At 32.8% G+C, this 16983-nt stretch carries 20 protein-coding genes and 1 tRNA gene; 11 read left to right on the top strand and 10 right to left on the bottom strand.

The window, feature by feature from the left end; genetic code table 11:
- Positions 1-21 precede the first annotated feature (21 nt).
- From map to Ollyesu_RS02830, 6 genes are all read right to left on the bottom strand, one after another.
- Complete coding sequence (gene map, locus Ollyesu_RS02855; protein WP_279302293.1) at positions 22-840, bottom strand: type I methionyl aminopeptidase; 819 nt, start codon at positions 838-840, stop codon at positions 22-24.
- 3 nt (positions 841-843) lie between these two features.
- Positions 844-1245 (bottom strand): hydrolase, encoded by a 402-nt coding sequence (locus Ollyesu_RS02850; protein ID WP_279302292.1) that lies wholly within the window; start codon positions 1243-1245, stop codon positions 844-846.
- A 34-nt stretch (positions 1246-1279) separates the two neighbouring features.
- Entirely contained in the window at positions 1280-2797 is a 1518-nt protein-coding gene (gpmI, locus tag Ollyesu_RS02845; RefSeq protein ID WP_279302291.1) for a 2,3-bisphosphoglycerate-independent phosphoglycerate mutase, read from the bottom strand.
- A 78-nt stretch (positions 2798-2875) separates the two neighbouring features.
- Positions 2876-3637, bottom strand: coding sequence for a M48 family metalloprotease (locus Ollyesu_RS02840; RefSeq protein ID WP_279302290.1), 762 nt, complete (start codon positions 3635-3637; stop codon positions 2876-2878).
- Between the two features lie 25 nt (positions 3638-3662).
- Positions 3663-4391, bottom strand: a complete 729-nt coding sequence (locus Ollyesu_RS02835) for a M15 family metallopeptidase (protein WP_279302289.1) — start codon at positions 4389-4391, stop codon at positions 3663-3665.
- A complete protein-coding gene (locus tag Ollyesu_RS02830) occupies positions 4388-5329 on the bottom strand; it encodes a GNAT family N-acetyltransferase (protein WP_279302288.1) in 942 nt (313 codons plus the stop codon). Before Ollyesu_RS02830 ends, Ollyesu_RS02835 begins: the two co-directional genes overlap by 4 nt.
- 53 nt (positions 5330-5382) lie before the next feature.
- Here Ollyesu_RS02830 and Ollyesu_RS02825 point away from each other — a divergent pair, with 53 nt between their 5' ends.
- Positions 5383-5808: a GNAT family N-acetyltransferase gene (locus Ollyesu_RS02825; protein ID WP_279302287.1), complete on the top strand. Its 426-nt coding sequence runs from the start codon at positions 5383-5385 to the stop codon at positions 5806-5808.
- 48 nt (positions 5809-5856) lie between these two features.
- A tRNA-Gly gene (locus tag Ollyesu_RS02820) sits at positions 5857-5929 on the top strand.
- A gap of 31 nt (positions 5930-5960) precedes the next feature.
- Here the strand turns inward: Ollyesu_RS02820 and pepE are convergent.
- Positions 5961-6668 (bottom strand): dipeptidase PepE, encoded by a 708-nt coding sequence (gene pepE / locus Ollyesu_RS02815; RefSeq protein WP_279302286.1) that lies wholly within the window; start codon positions 6666-6668, stop codon positions 5961-5963.
- A gap of 109 nt (positions 6669-6777) precedes the next feature.
- Between pepE and Ollyesu_RS02810 the strand changes: the two genes are divergently transcribed.
- The 6 genes from Ollyesu_RS02810 (at position 6778) to Ollyesu_RS02785 (ending at position 12060) form a co-directional block, all read left to right on the top strand.
- On the top strand, positions 6778-7584 hold the full coding sequence (locus Ollyesu_RS02810) for a carboxypeptidase-like regulatory domain-containing protein (RefSeq protein ID WP_279302285.1): 807 nt from the start codon (positions 6778-6780) through the stop codon (positions 7582-7584).
- Positions 7571-8368 carry a hypothetical protein gene (locus tag Ollyesu_RS02805; protein WP_279302284.1) on the top strand — a complete coding sequence of 266 codons (798 nt, stop codon included), beginning with the start codon at positions 7571-7573 and terminating at the stop codon, positions 8366-8368. The genes Ollyesu_RS02810 and Ollyesu_RS02805 overlap by 14 nt, the downstream gene beginning before the upstream one ends.
- 63 nt (positions 8369-8431) lie before the next feature.
- The gene (locus tag Ollyesu_RS02800) at positions 8432-8932 is read left to right on the top strand and encodes a DUF6702 family protein (RefSeq protein ID WP_279302283.1); all 501 of its coding nucleotides are present in this window, start codon (positions 8432-8434) and stop codon (positions 8930-8932) included.
- A gap of 63 nt (positions 8933-8995) precedes the next feature.
- A complete protein-coding gene (locus Ollyesu_RS02795; RefSeq protein ID WP_279302282.1) occupies positions 8996-11305 on the top strand; it encodes a M1 family metallopeptidase in 2310 nt (769 codons plus the stop codon).
- 117 nt (positions 11306-11422) lie between these two features.
- The gene (locus tag Ollyesu_RS02790) at positions 11423-11752 is read left to right on the top strand and encodes a thermonuclease family protein (RefSeq protein WP_279302281.1); all 330 of its coding nucleotides are present in this window, start codon (positions 11423-11425) and stop codon (positions 11750-11752) included.
- Between the two features lie 65 nt (positions 11753-11817).
- The gene (locus Ollyesu_RS02785) at positions 11818-12060 is read left to right on the top strand and encodes a hypothetical protein (protein WP_279302280.1); all 243 of its coding nucleotides are present in this window, start codon (positions 11818-11820) and stop codon (positions 12058-12060) included.
- 67 nt (positions 12061-12127) lie between these two features.
- On the opposite strand, the gene Ollyesu_RS02780 is transcribed toward Ollyesu_RS02785, so the two are convergent.
- From Ollyesu_RS02780 to Ollyesu_RS02770, 3 genes are read right to left on the bottom strand one after another with little or no spacing between them, the layout of a single operon-like run.
- The gene (locus Ollyesu_RS02780; protein ID WP_279302279.1) at positions 12128-12697 is read right to left on the bottom strand and encodes a DUF4136 domain-containing protein; all 570 of its coding nucleotides are present in this window, start codon (positions 12695-12697) and stop codon (positions 12128-12130) included.
- Between the two features lie 12 nt (positions 12698-12709).
- Positions 12710-14695 carry a urocanate hydratase gene (locus Ollyesu_RS02775; protein ID WP_279302278.1) on the bottom strand — a complete coding sequence of 662 codons (1986 nt, stop codon included), beginning with the start codon at positions 14693-14695 and terminating at the stop codon, positions 12710-12712.
- Between the two features lie 14 nt (positions 14696-14709).
- On the bottom strand, positions 14710-14877 hold the full coding sequence (locus Ollyesu_RS02770; RefSeq protein ID WP_279302277.1) for a DUF5522 domain-containing protein: 168 nt from the start codon (positions 14875-14877) through the stop codon (positions 14710-14712).
- A 47-nt stretch (positions 14878-14924) separates the two neighbouring features.
- Between Ollyesu_RS02770 and Ollyesu_RS02765 the strand changes: the two genes are divergently transcribed.
- Genes Ollyesu_RS02765 through Ollyesu_RS02755 form a run of 3 tightly spaced genes read left to right on the top strand, consistent with a single transcriptional unit; the run spans position 14925 to position 16983 of the window.
- Positions 14925-15263 (top strand): hypothetical protein, encoded by a 339-nt coding sequence (locus tag Ollyesu_RS02765; RefSeq protein WP_279302276.1) that lies wholly within the window; start codon positions 14925-14927, stop codon positions 15261-15263.
- Positions 15253-16164, top strand: coding sequence for a pyridoxal-phosphate dependent enzyme (locus tag Ollyesu_RS02760; protein WP_279302275.1), 912 nt, complete (start codon positions 15253-15255; stop codon positions 16162-16164). The genes Ollyesu_RS02765 and Ollyesu_RS02760 overlap by 11 nt, the downstream gene beginning before the upstream one ends.
- A gap of 3 nt (positions 16165-16167) precedes the next feature.
- The gene (locus Ollyesu_RS02755; RefSeq protein ID WP_279302274.1) at positions 16168-16983 is read left to right on the top strand and encodes a glucosaminidase domain-containing protein; all 816 of its coding nucleotides are present in this window, start codon (positions 16168-16170) and stop codon (positions 16981-16983) included.

Raw genomic sequence — 16983 nt, 5'->3', positions numbered from 1 at the left:
TAGTGGAATTTGTGTCTAATATTACAACACCAATGCATTCTGTCTAAATTCATTCTCTTCATCACTTTCAATCCCAAGTGCTTCATATATATAAGCAAACGTTGACAATAATTCTGGTTTTCCATCAACAATTGCTACATCATGCTCAAAATGTGCACTTGGTTTACCATCTAAAGTAGTGATAGTCCAACCATCACGATGTTGTTTAATGCGTTGTGTACCAAGATTTATCATAGGCTCTATAGCTACTACCATACCTTCAATAAACTTTTTACCACGTCCACGTTTTCCATAATTAGGCATTTCTGGATCTTCATGCATTTTTTTTCCAATACCATGACCTACTAATTCGCGGACAACACCATAACCATGGTCTTCGCAATATTTTTGTATAGCATATCCAACATCTCCTACGCGATTTCCTAACTTAAATTCTCTAATTCCAACGTATAAAGATTCTTTTGTAACTTGAAGTAATTTTTCGGTTTCTGGATCAATATCACCAATAGCAAAAGTATACGCATGGTCTCCATAAAAACCATTTAATATAGCTCCACAATCTACAGATATAATGTCGCCTTCTTCTAAAGGTGTGTTATTAGGTATACCATGAACGACTTGAGAATTTGGACTCATGCATAGTGTATTAGGAAAATCATAAAGTCCTAAAAAACCTGGAATGGCTCCTAAATCTCTAATATGTTCTTCAGCAATTTTATCTAATTGTAATGTAGTAACACCAGGTTTAACTGCTTTTGCAACTTCACCTAAAGTTTTAGAAACAACTAAAGCTGCTTCGCGCATTAATTCTATTTCTTCTTTCGTTTTTACTATAATCATACCTTAAAATTTAAACCAACCCTTTTTCTTTGGTTTTGGTAGTTGAGGTGCTTCATTGGTCAACATTTGATAGATTTCTCCCCAACCTAAAATCCCACCAATATTGCGATCGTCAATAAATAAATCGGCATGGATTTTTCTACTCACTTCATTTTTAAAGACTTCTTCAGGAAAACTTTGATTAACTGCGTAGAAGTTGATGCCATTATTTTTACAAAAAGTAACAGCTTCATCTAATCGTTTTCCATGTCTATAAGTCCAAAGTATTAGTCTGTGACCATCAGCTTGTAATCGTTTAAGGGTTTCAAACGCAAAGAGGCGTGCTTCTCCAATTCCTGGATAAGCATCTTCCACGATGGTACCATCAAAATCTACAGCAATAATTAAACCTTTAGAAATATTCATTTGTACTATTAAAATCGATTACAAAAGTACGATTTTAAACTAAAGATTTACAAGTCATTGCTTTTGGTTGTTCAATTCCCATAAGTTTTAATATGGTAGGTGCTATATCTCCTAAAACACCATTGTTTATGGTTTTTAAATCTTGGTCAATTAAAATGACAGGAACAGGATTGGTTGTGTGTGCAGTATGTGGTGAACCATCAGGATTCATCATCGTTTCACAGTTTCCGTGATCTGCAATTAAAAGGGTTGTGTAACCATGTTTTAATGCAGTTGTTACGACTTGTTCGACACATTTATCTACAGCTTCGCATGCTTGGATGGCTGCGACCATGGATCCTGTATGGCCAACCATATCACCATTTGCAAAGTTTAAACAAACAAAATCATTAGATTCTTTTTCTAATTCTGGGATTAATGCTTCAGTTAATTCAAATGCAGACATTTCTGGTTTTAAATCGTAAGTAGCTACTTTAGGCGAGTTTTTTAAAATGCGACTTTCGCCCTTAAAAGGAGCTTCCTGACCACCAGAAAAGAAAAATGTTACATGCGGATATTTCTCTGTTTCGGCAATTCTAAGCTGTGTTTTATTATTTTTTTCTAATACCTCTCCTAAGGTTTCGGTTAAATTATCTTTATTAAATACAACATTGATTCCTTTATAGTTTTCGTCATAGTTTGTTAATGTTACATAGTGTAAATTTAACTTGTGCATGTTTTGTTCATGAAAATCTTGTTGCGATAAAGCTTCAGTTAACTCACGACCACGATCTGTTCTAAAATTGAAAAAGATCACTACATCATCTTCTTTAATTGTTGCTAAAGGCAATCCATCAGCAGATGTGTTAATGATTGGTTTTATAAATTCGTCTGTAATATCAGTATCATAGTTTTTTTGAATAGCAGCCAAAACATCTTGTGTTTTTTCGCCAAATCCATTAACCAGAGCATCATAGGCTAACTTGACACGTTCCCAACGTTTATCTCTATCCATAGCATAATAACGACCTATTATACTTGCTATTTGTGTGTTTGAGTTTTTAGTGTAATCCAATACATCTGCTATAAATCCTTTTCCAGATTTTGGATCTACATCACGACCATCTGTAAACGCGTGTAAATAACTGTTTTTAACACCTGCTACTTCTGCAGCAGTGATTAAACCTTTTAAATGGTTGATATGTGAATGCACACCTCCATCACTTACTAATCCTAAAAAATGAACTGCTTTATGTTCTGTTTTAGCGTAATTAAAAGCGTCTTGTAACACTTGCTCACTTGCTAATGTGTTATTTTCTACTGCTAAATTAATTTTGGCTAAATCTTGATATACAATTCGTCCTGCTCCAAGATTCATGTGTCCCACTTCACTATTACCCATTTGACCTTCTGGCAATCCAACGTGCAATCCATCTGTGCGTAATTGAGCATGTGAGTATTTGGTGTACAAACTATCAATAAAAGGTGTATTGGCATTATCTATTGCAGAGACTTTTGGGTCAGGAGATTTTCCCCAACCATCCAAAATCATTAAGATTACTTTTTTGTTCATTTGGTCAAATTTATATTACAAATATAAAAACAAAAGTCCTGCAATTGCAGGACTTTAAGGCTTATTTACTACATCGTTTTAGTTAAGCGTATACTTTCTAATAGACTCTCTGATTTTTTCAATACGGTTGTCTGGATCTGGATGTGTACTTTGAAATTCTGGTTGTCTATTTGGTCCTGCTGCACGTTTTAAAATCTCCATAACGTTAATCATTTCCTCTGGGTTGTAACCTGCTCTTAGCATAAAACGCACGCCTAAATCATCACTCTCTAACTCGTCACCTCTTCCATTTTTTAATAACGTATTCTGTCCAATACCACTAATTAATCCACCCATATCTCCACCTACAGATCCAGCTGTAGAAAGACCTTGCCAAAGCTCGGAATTTGCTATACGCTCTGCACTATGTTTTCCTAAAACATGACCAATCTCGTGTCCTAAAACACCTGCTAATTGGTCCTCGTTTTCTAATTGAGAAAATAAAGCGTACGTTATAAATATTTGTCCGCCAGGTAATGCAAACGCGTTAATAGCGTTTGGATCTGCTAATAAATGAAACTCATATCTATAAGGTGTTTCTCTAGCAATACTATTGTTTACTAGTTTGTTACCCACATTATCAACTAAAGCTTGATAGTTTTCGTTTGGATACAAGCCACCATGTTGAGCAGCCATTTGGTCACGACTTTGCAAGCCCATTTGTATTTCCTGATCAACAGTCATAGAAATGGCTTGTTTTTTTCCTGTATATGGATTGATTTGTTGTTGGCTACAATATTTAAAGCCAAAAAATGCAGCGATACACAAACCTATTAATAAACGTCCTTTTAAATTTCTCATTATAATTAAATTTTAATGTAACAATTTACAAAAGTTCTGGATTAATATCCAAAATATTTTGATTGATGTACTGATTTATAAAGCTTTTTGTAAAAGCGTCTATCCCTAGTAAATCTTCACTTTGTAAAATATCAGAAATATTTAGAGTTCTGTAAGTTTTTAAATAAGATACGGACAATGGTTTGTAACTGTAATGCCAAGGTTCATATTTAAATCCTTTTCTATTGGCATTGTCTGTATAAACTAGATAAAATCCATAGGTATTTGCATTTTTATCCATCCACTCTTTGAGTTTGCAATAGGCACCATTACCATGAAAATTTTCAGGTACTAATATCTGTTTAGGTTGTTTTACATTAGTTTGATAAATATCTATATCTGTTCCCCAATGATGACGTGACGTACCTAGAATTGTTGAATATTCTATAATTTTTCTAATGTTAATTGAATCTGATAATCCTTTTGCTTTGTTTCTTTTAAACTTGCGCTCCCAAATTCGTTTTTGATGATTAAAATTTCTGTAACTAGATACTGCGCCAATACTTATTCCGTCTTTTGCAGCTGCAGCTTGCATTTTTTTAAAGGCTAAATGAGCAGCCTCTCTAAGCTTGTATTGTTCACCAAAAAGTTGAGGCGTTCCTTTACCCATTAGCTCGTCTGCAGAGATAGAGTATTGATAAAAAGCAAATTGTGGAAAGACAGTAAAAGTCACCAATGCTAATATTAAACAGGTTATTAGGTTTTTTCTATTCATTGTAAAGCTTTATGCATGACATAATGTGGTCCTACTTTAGGGATATCAAATTGATTACCAATAGTTGAAAATCCATTATTTTTATAAAAATTTAGTGCGATAAGTCTAGCATTAAACCACAACCTATCTATGTTTTTGGTTTTTAAAAAGGCAACACCATGGTTTAACAAATGTTTTCCAAAATGATTTCCTTGATACTCTTCTAAAACTCCCATTGCTCGTAATCTGTACTGAACTGCATCATTAAAATATGGAGATTGATCTGCTACAAACGTACAAACACCCACTAGATTATCTTTATAAAATAGCCCAAAATGATAGGTGCTTTCTAAATCATCTTCAGGTATAGGACAGGCTTCTACTGGTTTTCCTTTTCGTAGAACTGAATGTCTAATTGGGATTGTATGCGAACCTGAAATAGTTTTTATTGTTATATCTGGATTATCAATTTTGTAAAGTTTTGCAGGCATACCATCGTAATTATTCTGATCAACAAATTGTAGCCCACATTTTTCAATGACGTTATGCGAAGCTAAATTATCAATATGCGCATGTGCAAATATGGTTTTTAGTTTTAAGGTTTCAAAACCATATTGTATAGATGCTTTAGCGCTTTCTGTTGCATAACCTTTGTTCCAATGGGTTTTATAAAAACGATAACCCACTTCAACTAAATCGTCTTTTGGATGGTATTTTAATCCACACCAACCTAAAAACTCATTCGTTTTCTTGTCGCAAACAGCCCAACGACCCATGTTATGTAATTGATATTGGTTATAGGATTGTAGAAATTCTTTAGCTTCAATTAAAGATTTAAAAGCAACATCACCTGTATATTTAATAACTTCTTTATCTAAATTCATTTGATAAAAATGAATCGCATCTTCTGGAATAAATTCTCTTAGATATAACCTATCAGTTTCCGTAATGATTTTCATTTATAGTATTTGAAGTATTTCAAAATTAACTAATTTTACTGAAAACAAACACAATGTCTTTCAGCTTTAAAATAATTGATAAAACAGAAATAAATTCTATTATACCATTAGTTCAAAAATTAACTAACCATGCTAATTCTGATGCGATTTTAAAAGAGCGCTTTGCCAAAATGATTACAGAAAATTATGAATGTGCTGGTGTGTTTGATGGAGATATATTAATTGGTATTTGTGGGATGTGGTTTCAAACCAGACACTATGCAGGAAAAAGTATGGAAGTGGATCATGTGTATATTGAAGAGGCTTATCAAAGTAAAGGTTTGGGTAAGCAATTTTTTAAATGGCTGTATGATTATGCTAAAGGTAAAGGGTGTACAACTTCAGAACTAAACACTTACGTGCAAAATTATCCTTCACACAAATTTTATTATAATGAAGGGTATGAAATTTATGGGTATCATTTTTATAAAACACTTTGATTTTTTGTTGTTTAAACTATAATACTTTTTATATTTGCCAACGGAAATGCGAGAGTAGCTCAGTTGGTAGAGCGTCAGCCTTCCAAGCTGAATGTCGCCAGTTCGAACCTGGTCTCTCGCTCTAGAAAGCCTAATTTAACGATTAGGCTTTTTTATTTTAATTCATTTAAAAACGTACCTGTTTCAATTTCATAAGGTTCATTTTCATATTCAAAAATTCTTGCTTTTAAAGTCCCTTTAAGTTGTATAGAAGACCCTTTTACTTCTAGCCAACTTCCTTCACGTAATCCAACAACAGGTTGGGTATTAAATTGATGAAACTCTTTAATCCTTGTTTCTCTAGTTTCTCCCATATGTTTACTATTTGAATCTGGATCTAAGTAATGCGGATTTATATTAAATGGTACTAATCCTAAAGTTTTAAAACTTGGTGGATACACTATAGGCATATCATTAGTGGTGGATATGGTTAATCCACAAATATTACTTCCTGCACTTGTACCTAAATATGGTGTACCATTATTAATAGTGGCTTTAAGAGTTTCAATAAGATTAAATTTATATAATGCGTTGACTAAAACAAAAGTGTTTCCGCCTCCTGTAAAAATACCTTTCGCATTTTTAAGTGCATCTACAGGGTTGTCAAACTCATGCAACCCTTTTACTTTAATATTGATCTTTTTAAAGGCTTGAGCTGCTTTTTTAGTGTAATCGTCATGAGAAATTCCACTTGGTCTAGCATACGGTATAAAAATAATATTATCAACATTTTTAAAATGAAGGGTCAACGCATCCAATATATATTCTAAATAACCACCAGAATGAAGGGTAGAAGTACTTGCAATTAATAATTGCTTCATAGTTTTAGTTTTCGTAAATTTAAGTAATCGTAGCTTTTAACAAAAGATTATACTGGCTTTAGATAAAAATTAAGACTAAAAGTTATTAATTTACTTAAAATCAACCACCATGAAAACATACCTTATTGCCATTTTTTTATTAGCCTTTACTTTTGTTAATGCTCAAGATTCTACTAGAGTAGAGATTAAAGGTAAAATTATAGTTGCTTCTCCAGATCTTGAGGGAATATCAGTTTATAATTCATCTTCTAACCAAGGAACCGTTACAGATGCTAATGGAGAATTTACTATTAGTGCAATGCTTAATGATAAAATTAATATACATGCCTTGCAATTTAAAGATTTTAATGTCGCTGTGGCACAAGATGTTATAGACTCTAAACAAATGAATGTTTTTCTTGTTGAGCAAGTCAATAAGTTAGATGAAGTGGTTATACTATCCTATGATTTAACAGGTATTTTAAAAGAAGATGTTGCTAATGCAGAAACCTTTAATCCTGATATGGACGCAATTTATTTTGGAGTGGATGATATTAGCCTGTATGAATTTTCTAATGACCAATATAGTAAAGTCGAAAATCTTGCAGCTATGAGTCAAAACGATAGAATACGCTACCAAGCTAATGGTATGGCGATTCTTAGTGGTTTAGTAGGTTTGATATTTAAAAAGAAAAACAAGAAAAAATCAACAGATTCCAACGTTGAAGAGGTTTCCTCTTTAGGCGATACTTACACGCACGAATATTTTACCGTAAATTTTAAAATTCCAGAAGAAAAAGTTGAAGCGTTTATTGCACACGTAGAAACTAATGGTTTTGATACCAAATTGCTAGAAAACGGAAAAGAAATGCAACTTATAGAATATCTGCACAAGCAAAGTCAAGAATTTTTAAAGCCAGTAGTTGAAAAAGATTAAATCTGTATTAATTATTGGTTTAGTAATTCTCTTTCAGAGTTTGCAAGCACAAACTATTGAACTCTCTGGTTTTATTTCTGGAGATGACGATGTTGAAAACATACATGTTTTAAATAAAACATCTCTTACCAATGCAACATCTAACAAAGACGGTGAATTTACAATAAAGGCTAAAGTAAATGATACTATCATTTTTACAGCAGTGCAATACAAGACCTTAGTTAAAGTTGTTAATTCTGATGAGATTACTTCAAAAACGTTAAACGTTTTTTTAGAGATATTAACTAATGAGTTAGACGAAGTGTTTTTAGTCGAACCATTATCTGGTAATTTGGAAGATGATATATTAAATTCTGATGCTAAACCAGATATTAATTTTTATGATGTTGGTATTCCTGGTTATAAAGGCAAACCTAAAACACAAGCAGAAAGACGCTTGTTTGAAGCTGGCGATTTAAATGTAAAGGACGTGCTTTTAGGAATGCTATCAGGTAATATTCCTTTAAATCCTATCATGAATGCGATTAGTGGACGTACAAAAAAACTTAAGGAAATTGTTAAACTAGAAAATGATGATGCTTTATTAGCAAGACTTAAAAACGATTTAGCTGCAGACTTTTTCGCATCAAATCCACTAGATGAAAAGCATCATGCAGATTTTTTTTATTTTGTACAAGAGGATAAAGATTTTAGAAACGTATGTAGTAAAAGCAACTTAGAAGCTTTAGCGTTTTTTAAAAAGAAACTAGATCAATACAATAAAAATCTTCAAGAACAAGATTAAACTAATTAATTGGAATGCTTTTTGACAGTAATCCATTAGATTTGTAATCCTATAAAATTTTCAATGAAAGCACTTAAATATTCACTGTTTATATTCTTATTTACATTATTCTCGTTTACCAATGTACATAAATATTATGTCAGTATTACTCAAATAGAATATGTAAAAGACAAACAATCGTTACAAATTATATCAAGAATTTTTGTGGATGATTTTGAAAAGTTATTGCGTCAACGATATGACGAAACTATTACATTAAATAATAATGAAGATGAAGCTACAATAGATACTTATATAAAAAAATATCTACTTAATAAAATAGTAATAACTATAAACAATCAGCCAAAAGCAATAACGTTTATTGGAAAAAAATATGATGACGATATCATGCATTGTTATTTAGAAATTGAAAACGTAGCATCGATTAAAAGTTTTCAAATACAAAATAAAGTTCTCTACGATGTATTTGATGACCAAAAAAACATTGTTAGAACAAAAATTAATGGTAAACACAAAACTTTTGTTTTAATTCCAGAGAACGATAAAGGTTTGTTAAACTTTTAACAAACGCTTTTTACAACGTTAATTTTTGTTAAATTCACGTCCTTAAAGTAACAAACACTCACAATGAAAAAACTAAAGTATTTATTTCTTTCAGTATTATTCGTGTCTGTAAGTGCATTTGCACAAGACCAAGCTGAAGAAAAAGAAGAACGTCAACCAGGTCACACCAACAACAATAAGTTTAAACAGTTGTACGATGAGTTTTCAACTCCAAATATGTATAGAGCTGCGTCTGGAGCTCCAGGACAAGCGTACTATCAGCAACAAGCTGATTACAAAATGGATATTGAATTAGACGATACTAATGCCAAATTATATGGTTTTGAAACTATAACGTACACCAATAATTCACCAGATAAGCTAAATTATCTTTGGGTGCAATTGGATCAAAATATGCGTGCTAAAGATTCAAAAACACCATTAATTCAAGGTGGAGGAGTAGCGCCAGCACAACAAATATCAACCTTCACAAATAGCTATATGACGGATGGTTTTGATGGAGGATTCAATATTGAAGCTGTAAAAGATAGTAAAGGACGTGCCTTACCACACATGATAAACCGTACAATGATGCGAGTAGAATTGCCTACTGCTTTAAAAACTGGAGAGCAATTTACATTCTCAATTAAATGGTGGTACAATATTAATGATCACGTAAATGGACGTGGACGTTCAGGATACGAGTATTTTCCAGAAGATGATAACAGAGCTTACGTTATTGCACAATTCTATCCTAGAATGGCAGTATACAATGATGTAGAGGGATGGCAGAATTCACAATTTTGGGGACGTGACGAGTTTGCATTACCATTTGGTAATTTTGAAGTTAATATTACAGTACCTGCTGATCATATTTTGGATGCTACTGGAAAATTAACTAACAGAAAAGAAGTTTTTTCTAAAGATATGATGAAGCGTTATGAACAAGCAAAAAAATCGTACGATGAGCCTGTTCTAATTGTAACACAAGCAGAAGCAGAAGCTGCAGAGAAACAAAGATCGACTAAGAAAAAAACATGGAAGTTGTATGCAGAGAATGTACGTGACTTTGGTTTTGCAACTTCTCGTAAATTTATTTGGGACATGATGGCTGTAAAGATTGGTAATAAAGATGTTATGGCTGTGTCAATGTATCCAAAAGAAGGTAATCCACTATGGGAAGACTGGTCAACAAAAGCGGTTGCAAGTACATTAAAATCGTACTCGCGTATGACTTTTGATTATCCATATCACAAAGCAATATCTGTACATGCTAAAAATCAAGGTATGGAATACCCAATGATTTGCTGGAATTATGGACGCCCTGATAAAGACGGTAATTATAGTGACCGAGTTAAATACGGAATGATGTCTGTAATTATTCATGAAGTGGGACATAATTTTTTCCCAATGATTGTAAATAGTGACGAGCGTCAATGGACATGGATGGATGAAGGTTTAAATACCTTTGTACAGTACGTAGCAGAGCAAGATTTTGCAGAATGGTATCCAGATTGTCTATCTGAAGGTATGGATAAATACCCTTCACGTCGTGGTCCAGCAGCTAACATCGTCAATTATATGGGAGGCGATCAAGATTATATTGCTCCTATTATGACCAAAGGATTAAACACATATCAGTTTGGTAATAACGCATACGGAAAACCAGGAACAGCACTTAATATTTTACGTGAAACGGTTATGGGTCGTGAGTTATTTGACTATGCTTTTAGAGAGTATTCAAACCGTTGGATGTTTAAACACCCAACACCAGAAGACTTTTTTAGAACTATGGAAGATGCATCTGCATTTGATTTAGATTGGTTCTGGAGAGGATGGTTTTATACTACAGACTATGTAGATATTGGTGTTAAAGACGTTAAAAAATATTACGTGTCTAGTGAGCCTAACAAAGAAATTAAAGACATGGTTGCGCAAAGAGGAATGAGTTTAAGCGACTTACCACCTTTAGTGTATATGGTAGAAGAAGGTAGTGAAGACTTTAAAGAAGACATGAAAACAAAAAGTTTAATGGAAAGTTCTGTGACTTTAAAGGAGTATATTATGGATAACTTCACTCCAGAAGAACAAAAAGCCCTAAAAGAGCCTAAATACTTTTACAATGTAACTTTTGAAAAGCCAGGAGGTTTAGTGATGCCTATTATAGTTGAGTATACTTATGCAGACGGAACGTCTAAAACAGAAACGTATCCAGCACAAATTTGGAGACTTAATGATAAAGAAATTAGTAAAGCTGTTGCTTCAGAAAAAGAAATCGTTAGTATTACTGTTGACCCTAAATTAGAGACGGCAGATGTAGATACTTCTAATAACTCTTGGCCAAGAGAAGAAAAAGCTAATGAGTTTGAAAATTTTAAGAACAATAAAAACTAATCAAGTTTTTTAATATAATTTAAACCCTTAAAACAACTGTTTTGAGGGTTTTTTTATGTCTTTTTATGAGTATTACTAATTTAATTTGTAGCTTTAAGACTATTAAAATATTGAGATATGTATACATATAAAGCTAAAATTATAGACGTTTATGATGGTGATACTGTCACAGCAGTAGTAGATTTAGGATTTTTGCATTTTCAAGAAATGAAGCTACGCTTATACGGAATAGATACACCAGAACTAAGAGGAGTAGAGAAGGTTGAAGGTAAAAAGGTTAGAGATATAGTTAGAAGTATGATCTTAGATAAAGAAGTCACCATACGCTCTTACAAAGACAAACAAGGAAAATACGGTCGCTATTTAGCTAATATCATATTAGAGGATGGATTAGAACTTAACCAATGGTTAGTTGACAATGGTCATGCACAGCCTTATTTGAAATAACCTAAGTCTTTATAAAAAGAATTGTTTATATTAAGACCATAAAATACTAACTAAAATTTTACAATATGAGAAAAACATTAGCAATTGCTTTATGCGCATTATTTCTGGGTGCATCTTTTACTTCATGTAGAGAAGAGAAGAAAACAGAAAAAGAAGAATTAATTGACGAAATGAAAGCGGAAGGCGCTGACATTAAAGTTAAAAAGGATGGTGATGAGACTAAAATAAAAATGGAAACCGAAGATAAAGAGGTAAAAATTAAAGAAGATGATGGTGAAACTAAAATAAAAGTAGATACAGACAATTAATTTTTAACCCTATTAGAAATAAAAAAAGCGACTTAATTAAGTCGCTTTTTTTATAATCTAATGTAAATTAATTGTCCATTCCAGGTGGATATTTTTCCATAATCTTAGACACAAACTCTTTAATTCTAGCTTCTTTTTTTTCTACATTTCTAGATAAGTAACCAGTACCTTGACCTTGCCAAACTAATTCTTTTTTATCAGCATCAATCAAATCTATAAATAGCATACCTTGTACAGAGGTAGTGACGTTAGGTTGGTTATTCCAACCCCAACCCCATCCTGGTCCAAATCCGCCTCCCCAACCGAAGCCTCCCCAACCCCAAGCACCCATTCCCCAGGCGTTGTTGTATACGTTAACACGTTGGTTAGATTTAGTAAAAATACTAACTAATAAATCAGGGTTTTCAGATTTTGTGTAACCTTTAGCCATTAATTCGGCTTCAATAGCACGTAGGATTCTACGTTTATCTAAATCGCTAATTTCTGCTTTGTCAATTCCCGACTTAAAAAAAGCAAAGGTCTTGTAGTTGTCAAATTGAACAGCTTTATCATAATCTGCAGCTACTTTAACAGAACTACAGGATGTTAGGACAATTGCCACTAACACAATAGGTAGAAGTTTAATAATTTTTTTCATAGTATTAATTTTTTAAATTGAATTCAATAAATCGTCATCAACTAGATTAGGTATCGTGACCTTTAAATTAGGTTCTGCTTGCATAGCACGTTTGATAGCAAAAATAGCTTCGTTGTTTCTTGCCCAGCTTCGTCTTGAAATACCATTATTAACATCCCAAAACAGCATGGATTTTAATCTCTTTGATGCCTCTTTACTACCATCAAGAACCATACCAAATCCACCGTTAATAACTTCGCCCCAACCTACACCTCCACCATTATGGATACTCACCCAAGTTGCACCTCTAAAACTGTCTCCAATCACATTTTGGATAGCCATATCTGCGGTAAAGCGTGAGCCATCATAAATGTTAGAAGTTTCACGATAGGGACTATCTGTTCCAGAAACATCATGATGGTCTCTACCTAAAATAACTGTATCAATGTCTCCATTAGCAATTGCTTCATTAAAAGCTTCAGCAATTTTCATACGTCCTTCAGCATCAGCGTATAATATTCTAGCTTGAGAGCCAACTACTAACTTGTTCTCTTGTGCACCTTTAATCCATTGGATATTATCTGCCATTTGTTGTTGGATTTCTTTAGGCGAATGTTGTTTTATTTCTTCTAAAACAGTACATGCAATCTCATCTGTTTTTGCTAAATCCTCTGGTTTTCCTGAAGCACAAACCCATCTAAAAGGTCCAAATCCATAATCAAAACACATAGGTCCCATAATGTCTTGTACATAACTTGGATATTTAAAATCTATACCATTATCTGCCATAATATCTGCACCAGCTCTTGAAGCTTCCAATAAAAACGCATTACCATAATCAAAAAAATAAGTGCCTTTTGCGGTGTGTTTGTTTATTGCTAATGCATGACGACGTAAACTGTCTTGCACTTTTTCTTTAAATAATACAGGATTATTTGCCATCATAGTATTGGCGTCTTCAAAAGACAAACCAACAGGATAATAACCACCTGCCCAAGGATTATGTAATGAGGTTTGATCGCTTCCTAAATCTATATGGATATTTGCTTTGTTAAAAGCTTCCCAAACGTCAACTATGTTACCTAAATAGGCAATTGATACGGTTTCTTTGTCAGCTTTAGCTTTATTTACTCGTATTACTAATTCATTTAAATCAGTGATCTTTTCATCAATCCAACCTTGATCTAAACGGACTTGTGTAATTTTTGGATTAACCTCTGCACAAACGGTAATACAACCAGCAATGTTACCTGCTTTAGGCTGAGCGCCAGACATTCCACCTAAACCAGACGTTACAAATAAGTTACCTTTTGGTTCTTTATTAATTTTTCTAAATCCGTTTAAAACAGTTATGGTTGTACCATGAACAATACCTTGTGGACCAATATACATGTAGCTTCCTGCGGTCATTTGTCCATATTGCGTGACACCTAATGCATTAAATTTTTCCCAATCGTCTGGCTTGGAATAGTTGGGTATCATCATTCCATTAGTTACCACAACTCTGGGTGCTTCTTTATGACTAGGGAATAAACCCATTGGATGTCCAGAGTACATGACTAAAGTTTGCTCATCATTCATCTCTGCCAAATACTTCAAGGTTAATCTGTATTGTGCCCAATTTGAGAAAACACCACCATTTCCTCCATAAGTAATCAACTCGTGTGGATGTTGTGCTACTGCATAGTCCAAATTATTCTGTATCATTAACATGATTGCTGCAGCCTGTGTTGATTGTGCTGGATAGTCAGATATTGGACGTGCATACATTTTATAATCTGGTCTAAAGCGATACATATAAATTCGACCATAAGTATCTAACTCGTTTTTAAACTCAGGTAGCAACGTCGCATGATGCTTTTTATCAAAATAACGTAAAGCATTTTTTAAAGCTAATTTTTCTTCTTCTTTACTTAAAATGGCTTTACGTTTTGGTGCATGATTGATTGATGCATCATACGGTTTTGGCTGAGGTAGTTTTTCTGGAATACCCTCTAATATTTGTTCTTTAAATGTCATAGTAGATGCTGACTTTACTTTTTTTTTATTGAATTAGTTTTTACTGAAAATCCGTAGGGACAATGTCTGCAACCGCTTTCGCAACAATAACCTCGTTTTAAAAGGTATTGCTCGGTAAAACAACGATAACCCTCTGGTGTTAGGTAAAAATCGCCATCTTCAATAGGTATTATCTTCTTCATTTCACAAAGATAACGTAAATTGGAATACATTTTGAATGGTAAAAACTATGATAGTAGTATTAAAATATTTAGTCCCTAAAGGTTATACAGGAATGACCATTTTTCCTTTTATTTTTCTTAAAAGTAAAGGATTAAAGACAAGTGCTATTTTAATTAATCACGAGAAAATACATTTAAAACAGCAGCTGGAGCTACTAATTTTACCATTTTACATGTGGTATATTATAGAGTTTGTTGTTAGATATATACAATATAGAAATTGGTTTTTAGCTTATAAAAATATTAGTTTTGAGCGTGAAGCCTTTTGTAACGATGTCAATTTAGACTACTTAAAATCTAGACCATTTTGGCATTTTTTAAAGTATCTTAGCGCACATGACTTTTAAGCCAAAGCTTAGTATTAATCAAAAAATTGAACTTCCTTTGGAGAGTTCTGTGTCTTTATATCTAAAGCGTGAGGACTTGATACATCCAATAATTTCGGGTAATAAGTACCGTAAATTAAAATATAATATCGCTTTCGCGGAAAAAAATAATCATCAAACATTATTGACTTTTGGAGGTGCTTATTCCAACCACATTGCAGCAACTGCAGAAGCTGGTCGTATATATGGTTTTAAAACTATTGGTGTCATTAGAGGAGAGGAGTTGGAAGCAAAAATGAATGAAAACCCAACGCTTAAATATGCGCAATCTTGTGGTATGACCTTTAAATTTGTTTCTAGAGATCAGTTTAATTATAAATCTACAGACTCGTTTTTAGAAAAATTAAAACAGGAATTTGGTAACTTTTTTATAATACCAGAAGGTGGTACTAACCCTCTTGCTATACAAGGTTGCGAAGAAATCTTAAATTCTACAGACTTAGATTTTGACTATATCTGTAGCTCTGTTGGTACAGGAGGGACCATTGCAGGATTAATAAATTGTTCAAAACCTAGTCAACAAGTTTTGGGATTTTCGGCTTTAAAAGGTGACTTTTTAAAACAAGATATTAGTAAATTTGCAACACAAACCAATTGGGATTTAATAACAGATTATCATTTTGGTGGTTATGCCAAAATAAATGCAGAACTGGTTGCGTTTATCAATCAGTTTAAACAACAATATGCTATTGCTTTAGACCCAGTGTATACAGGAAAAATGCTATTTGGAATATTCGATTTAATTAAAAAAGAATTTTTCAAACCTAATTCTAAAATATTAGCAATACATACTGGAGGTTTACAAGGTATTGAAGGAATGAATAAACGATTAAAACAAAAGCAACAACAATTAATTTTATAATTAATGAAAAAAATAATTACCATATTAAGTTTAGTAATATTGATTTCTAGTTGTGGATCTTCAAAAAAAGTGACCACCAGAAAAAGTAAACAAAAAACAGTCAGAGTTGTAAAAAACACAAAACAAACAGAAAAAGATTCTCCAAAAGAAGAGGTTGTGATTGTTGAAGAAACCATTAAAGAAACTCCAGAAGTTTACGCTAATAAAACAGAAGAGTATATTGCTATTTACAGCGATATCGCTCAAGACGAAATGCGTAATTACAATATACCAGCAAGCATTACATTAGCCCAAGGTATATTAGAGTCTGCTTCTGGTCAAGGACGATTGTCTGTTGAAGCCAATAACCATTTTGGCATTAAATGTCATGGTTGGACAGGCGCAAAAATATATCATGATGATGATGCGTCTCAAGAGTGTTTCAGAAAATATAAAAACTCTAAATATTCGTTTAGAGACCATTCCTTATTCTTAACAGAACGCAAACGATATGCTAAACTTTTCTTATTAGAAAAAGATGACTACAAAGGTTGGGCTAAAGAGCTAAGAGCTGCTGGTTACGCAACAGATAGAAAATATCCAGACAAGTTAATTAGCTTGATAGAGCGTTATCAATTATATCGTTTTGATGCAGATGTTTTAGGAAAACAATCTTCTTCTAACGATAAGCATACTGTTGTTAAAGGAGATACCTTGTTCTCATTATCAAAAAAATACAACATTTCTGTTGATGATTTAAAGTCGTTAAACGGTCTTGAAAATAACGATTTATTTATCGGTCAAGTCCTATTTGTAAAACCTATACCAAAAGATTTTTAA

It is taken from the genome of Olleya sp. YS, assembly GCF_029760915.1.
Lineage (GTDB): Bacteria > Bacteroidota > Bacteroidia > Flavobacteriales > Flavobacteriaceae > Olleya.
Note: the sequence above shows the minus strand (reverse complement) of the source record. Positions and strands in the feature narration are given on the sequence as shown.

What these genes read in the sequence shown, in the direction of transcription:
- map (WP_279302293.1), bottom strand. Translation starts at nt 840, where the DNA reads ATGATTATAGTAAAAACGAAAGAAGAAATAGAATTAATGCGCGAAGCA.
- Ollyesu_RS02850 (WP_279302292.1), bottom strand. Translation starts at nt 1,245, where the DNA reads ATGAATATTTCTAAAGGTTTAATTATTGCTGTAGATTTTGATGGTACC.
- gpmI (WP_279302291.1), bottom strand. Translation starts at nt 2,797, where the DNA reads ATGAACAAAAAAGTAATCTTAATGATTTTGGATGGTTGGGGAAAATCT.
- Ollyesu_RS02840 (WP_279302290.1), bottom strand. Translation starts at nt 3,637, where the DNA reads ATGAGAAATTTAAAAGGACGTTTATTAATAGGTTTGTGTATCGCTGCA.
- Ollyesu_RS02835 (WP_279302289.1), bottom strand. Translation starts at nt 4,391, where the DNA reads ATGAATAGAAAAAACCTAATAACCTGTTTAATATTAGCATTGGTGACT.
- Ollyesu_RS02830 (WP_279302288.1), bottom strand. Translation starts at nt 5,329, where the DNA reads ATGAAAATCATTACGGAAACTGATAGGTTATATCTAAGAGAATTTATT.
- Ollyesu_RS02825 (WP_279302287.1), top strand. Translation starts at nt 5,383, where the DNA reads ATGTCTTTCAGCTTTAAAATAATTGATAAAACAGAAATAAATTCTATT.
- pepE (WP_279302286.1), bottom strand. Translation starts at nt 6,668, where the DNA reads ATGAAGCAATTATTAATTGCAAGTACTTCTACCCTTCATTCTGGTGGT.
- Ollyesu_RS02810 (WP_279302285.1), top strand. Translation starts at nt 6,778, where the DNA reads ATGAAAACATACCTTATTGCCATTTTTTTATTAGCCTTTACTTTTGTT.
- Ollyesu_RS02800 (WP_279302283.1), top strand. Translation starts at nt 8,432, where the DNA reads ATGAAAGCACTTAAATATTCACTGTTTATATTCTTATTTACATTATTC.
- Ollyesu_RS02795 (WP_279302282.1), top strand. Translation starts at nt 8,996, where the DNA reads ATGAAAAAACTAAAGTATTTATTTCTTTCAGTATTATTCGTGTCTGTA.
- Ollyesu_RS02790 (WP_279302281.1), top strand. Translation starts at nt 11,423, where the DNA reads ATGTATACATATAAAGCTAAAATTATAGACGTTTATGATGGTGATACT.
- Ollyesu_RS02785 (WP_279302280.1), top strand. Translation starts at nt 11,818, where the DNA reads ATGAGAAAAACATTAGCAATTGCTTTATGCGCATTATTTCTGGGTGCA.
- Ollyesu_RS02780 (WP_279302279.1), bottom strand. Translation starts at nt 12,697, where the DNA reads ATGAAAAAAATTATTAAACTTCTACCTATTGTGTTAGTGGCAATTGTC.
- Ollyesu_RS02775 (WP_279302278.1), bottom strand. Translation starts at nt 14,695, where the DNA reads ATGACATTTAAAGAACAAATATTAGAGGGTATTCCAGAAAAACTACCT.
- Ollyesu_RS02770 (WP_279302277.1), bottom strand. Translation starts at nt 14,877, where the DNA reads ATGAAGAAGATAATACCTATTGAAGATGGCGATTTTTACCTAACACCA.
- Ollyesu_RS02765 (WP_279302276.1), top strand. Translation starts at nt 14,925, where the DNA reads ATGATAGTAGTATTAAAATATTTAGTCCCTAAAGGTTATACAGGAATG.
- Ollyesu_RS02760 (WP_279302275.1), top strand. Translation starts at nt 15,253, where the DNA reads ATGACTTTTAAGCCAAAGCTTAGTATTAATCAAAAAATTGAACTTCCT.
- Ollyesu_RS02755 (WP_279302274.1), top strand. Translation starts at nt 16,168, where the DNA reads ATGAAAAAAATAATTACCATATTAAGTTTAGTAATATTGATTTCTAGT.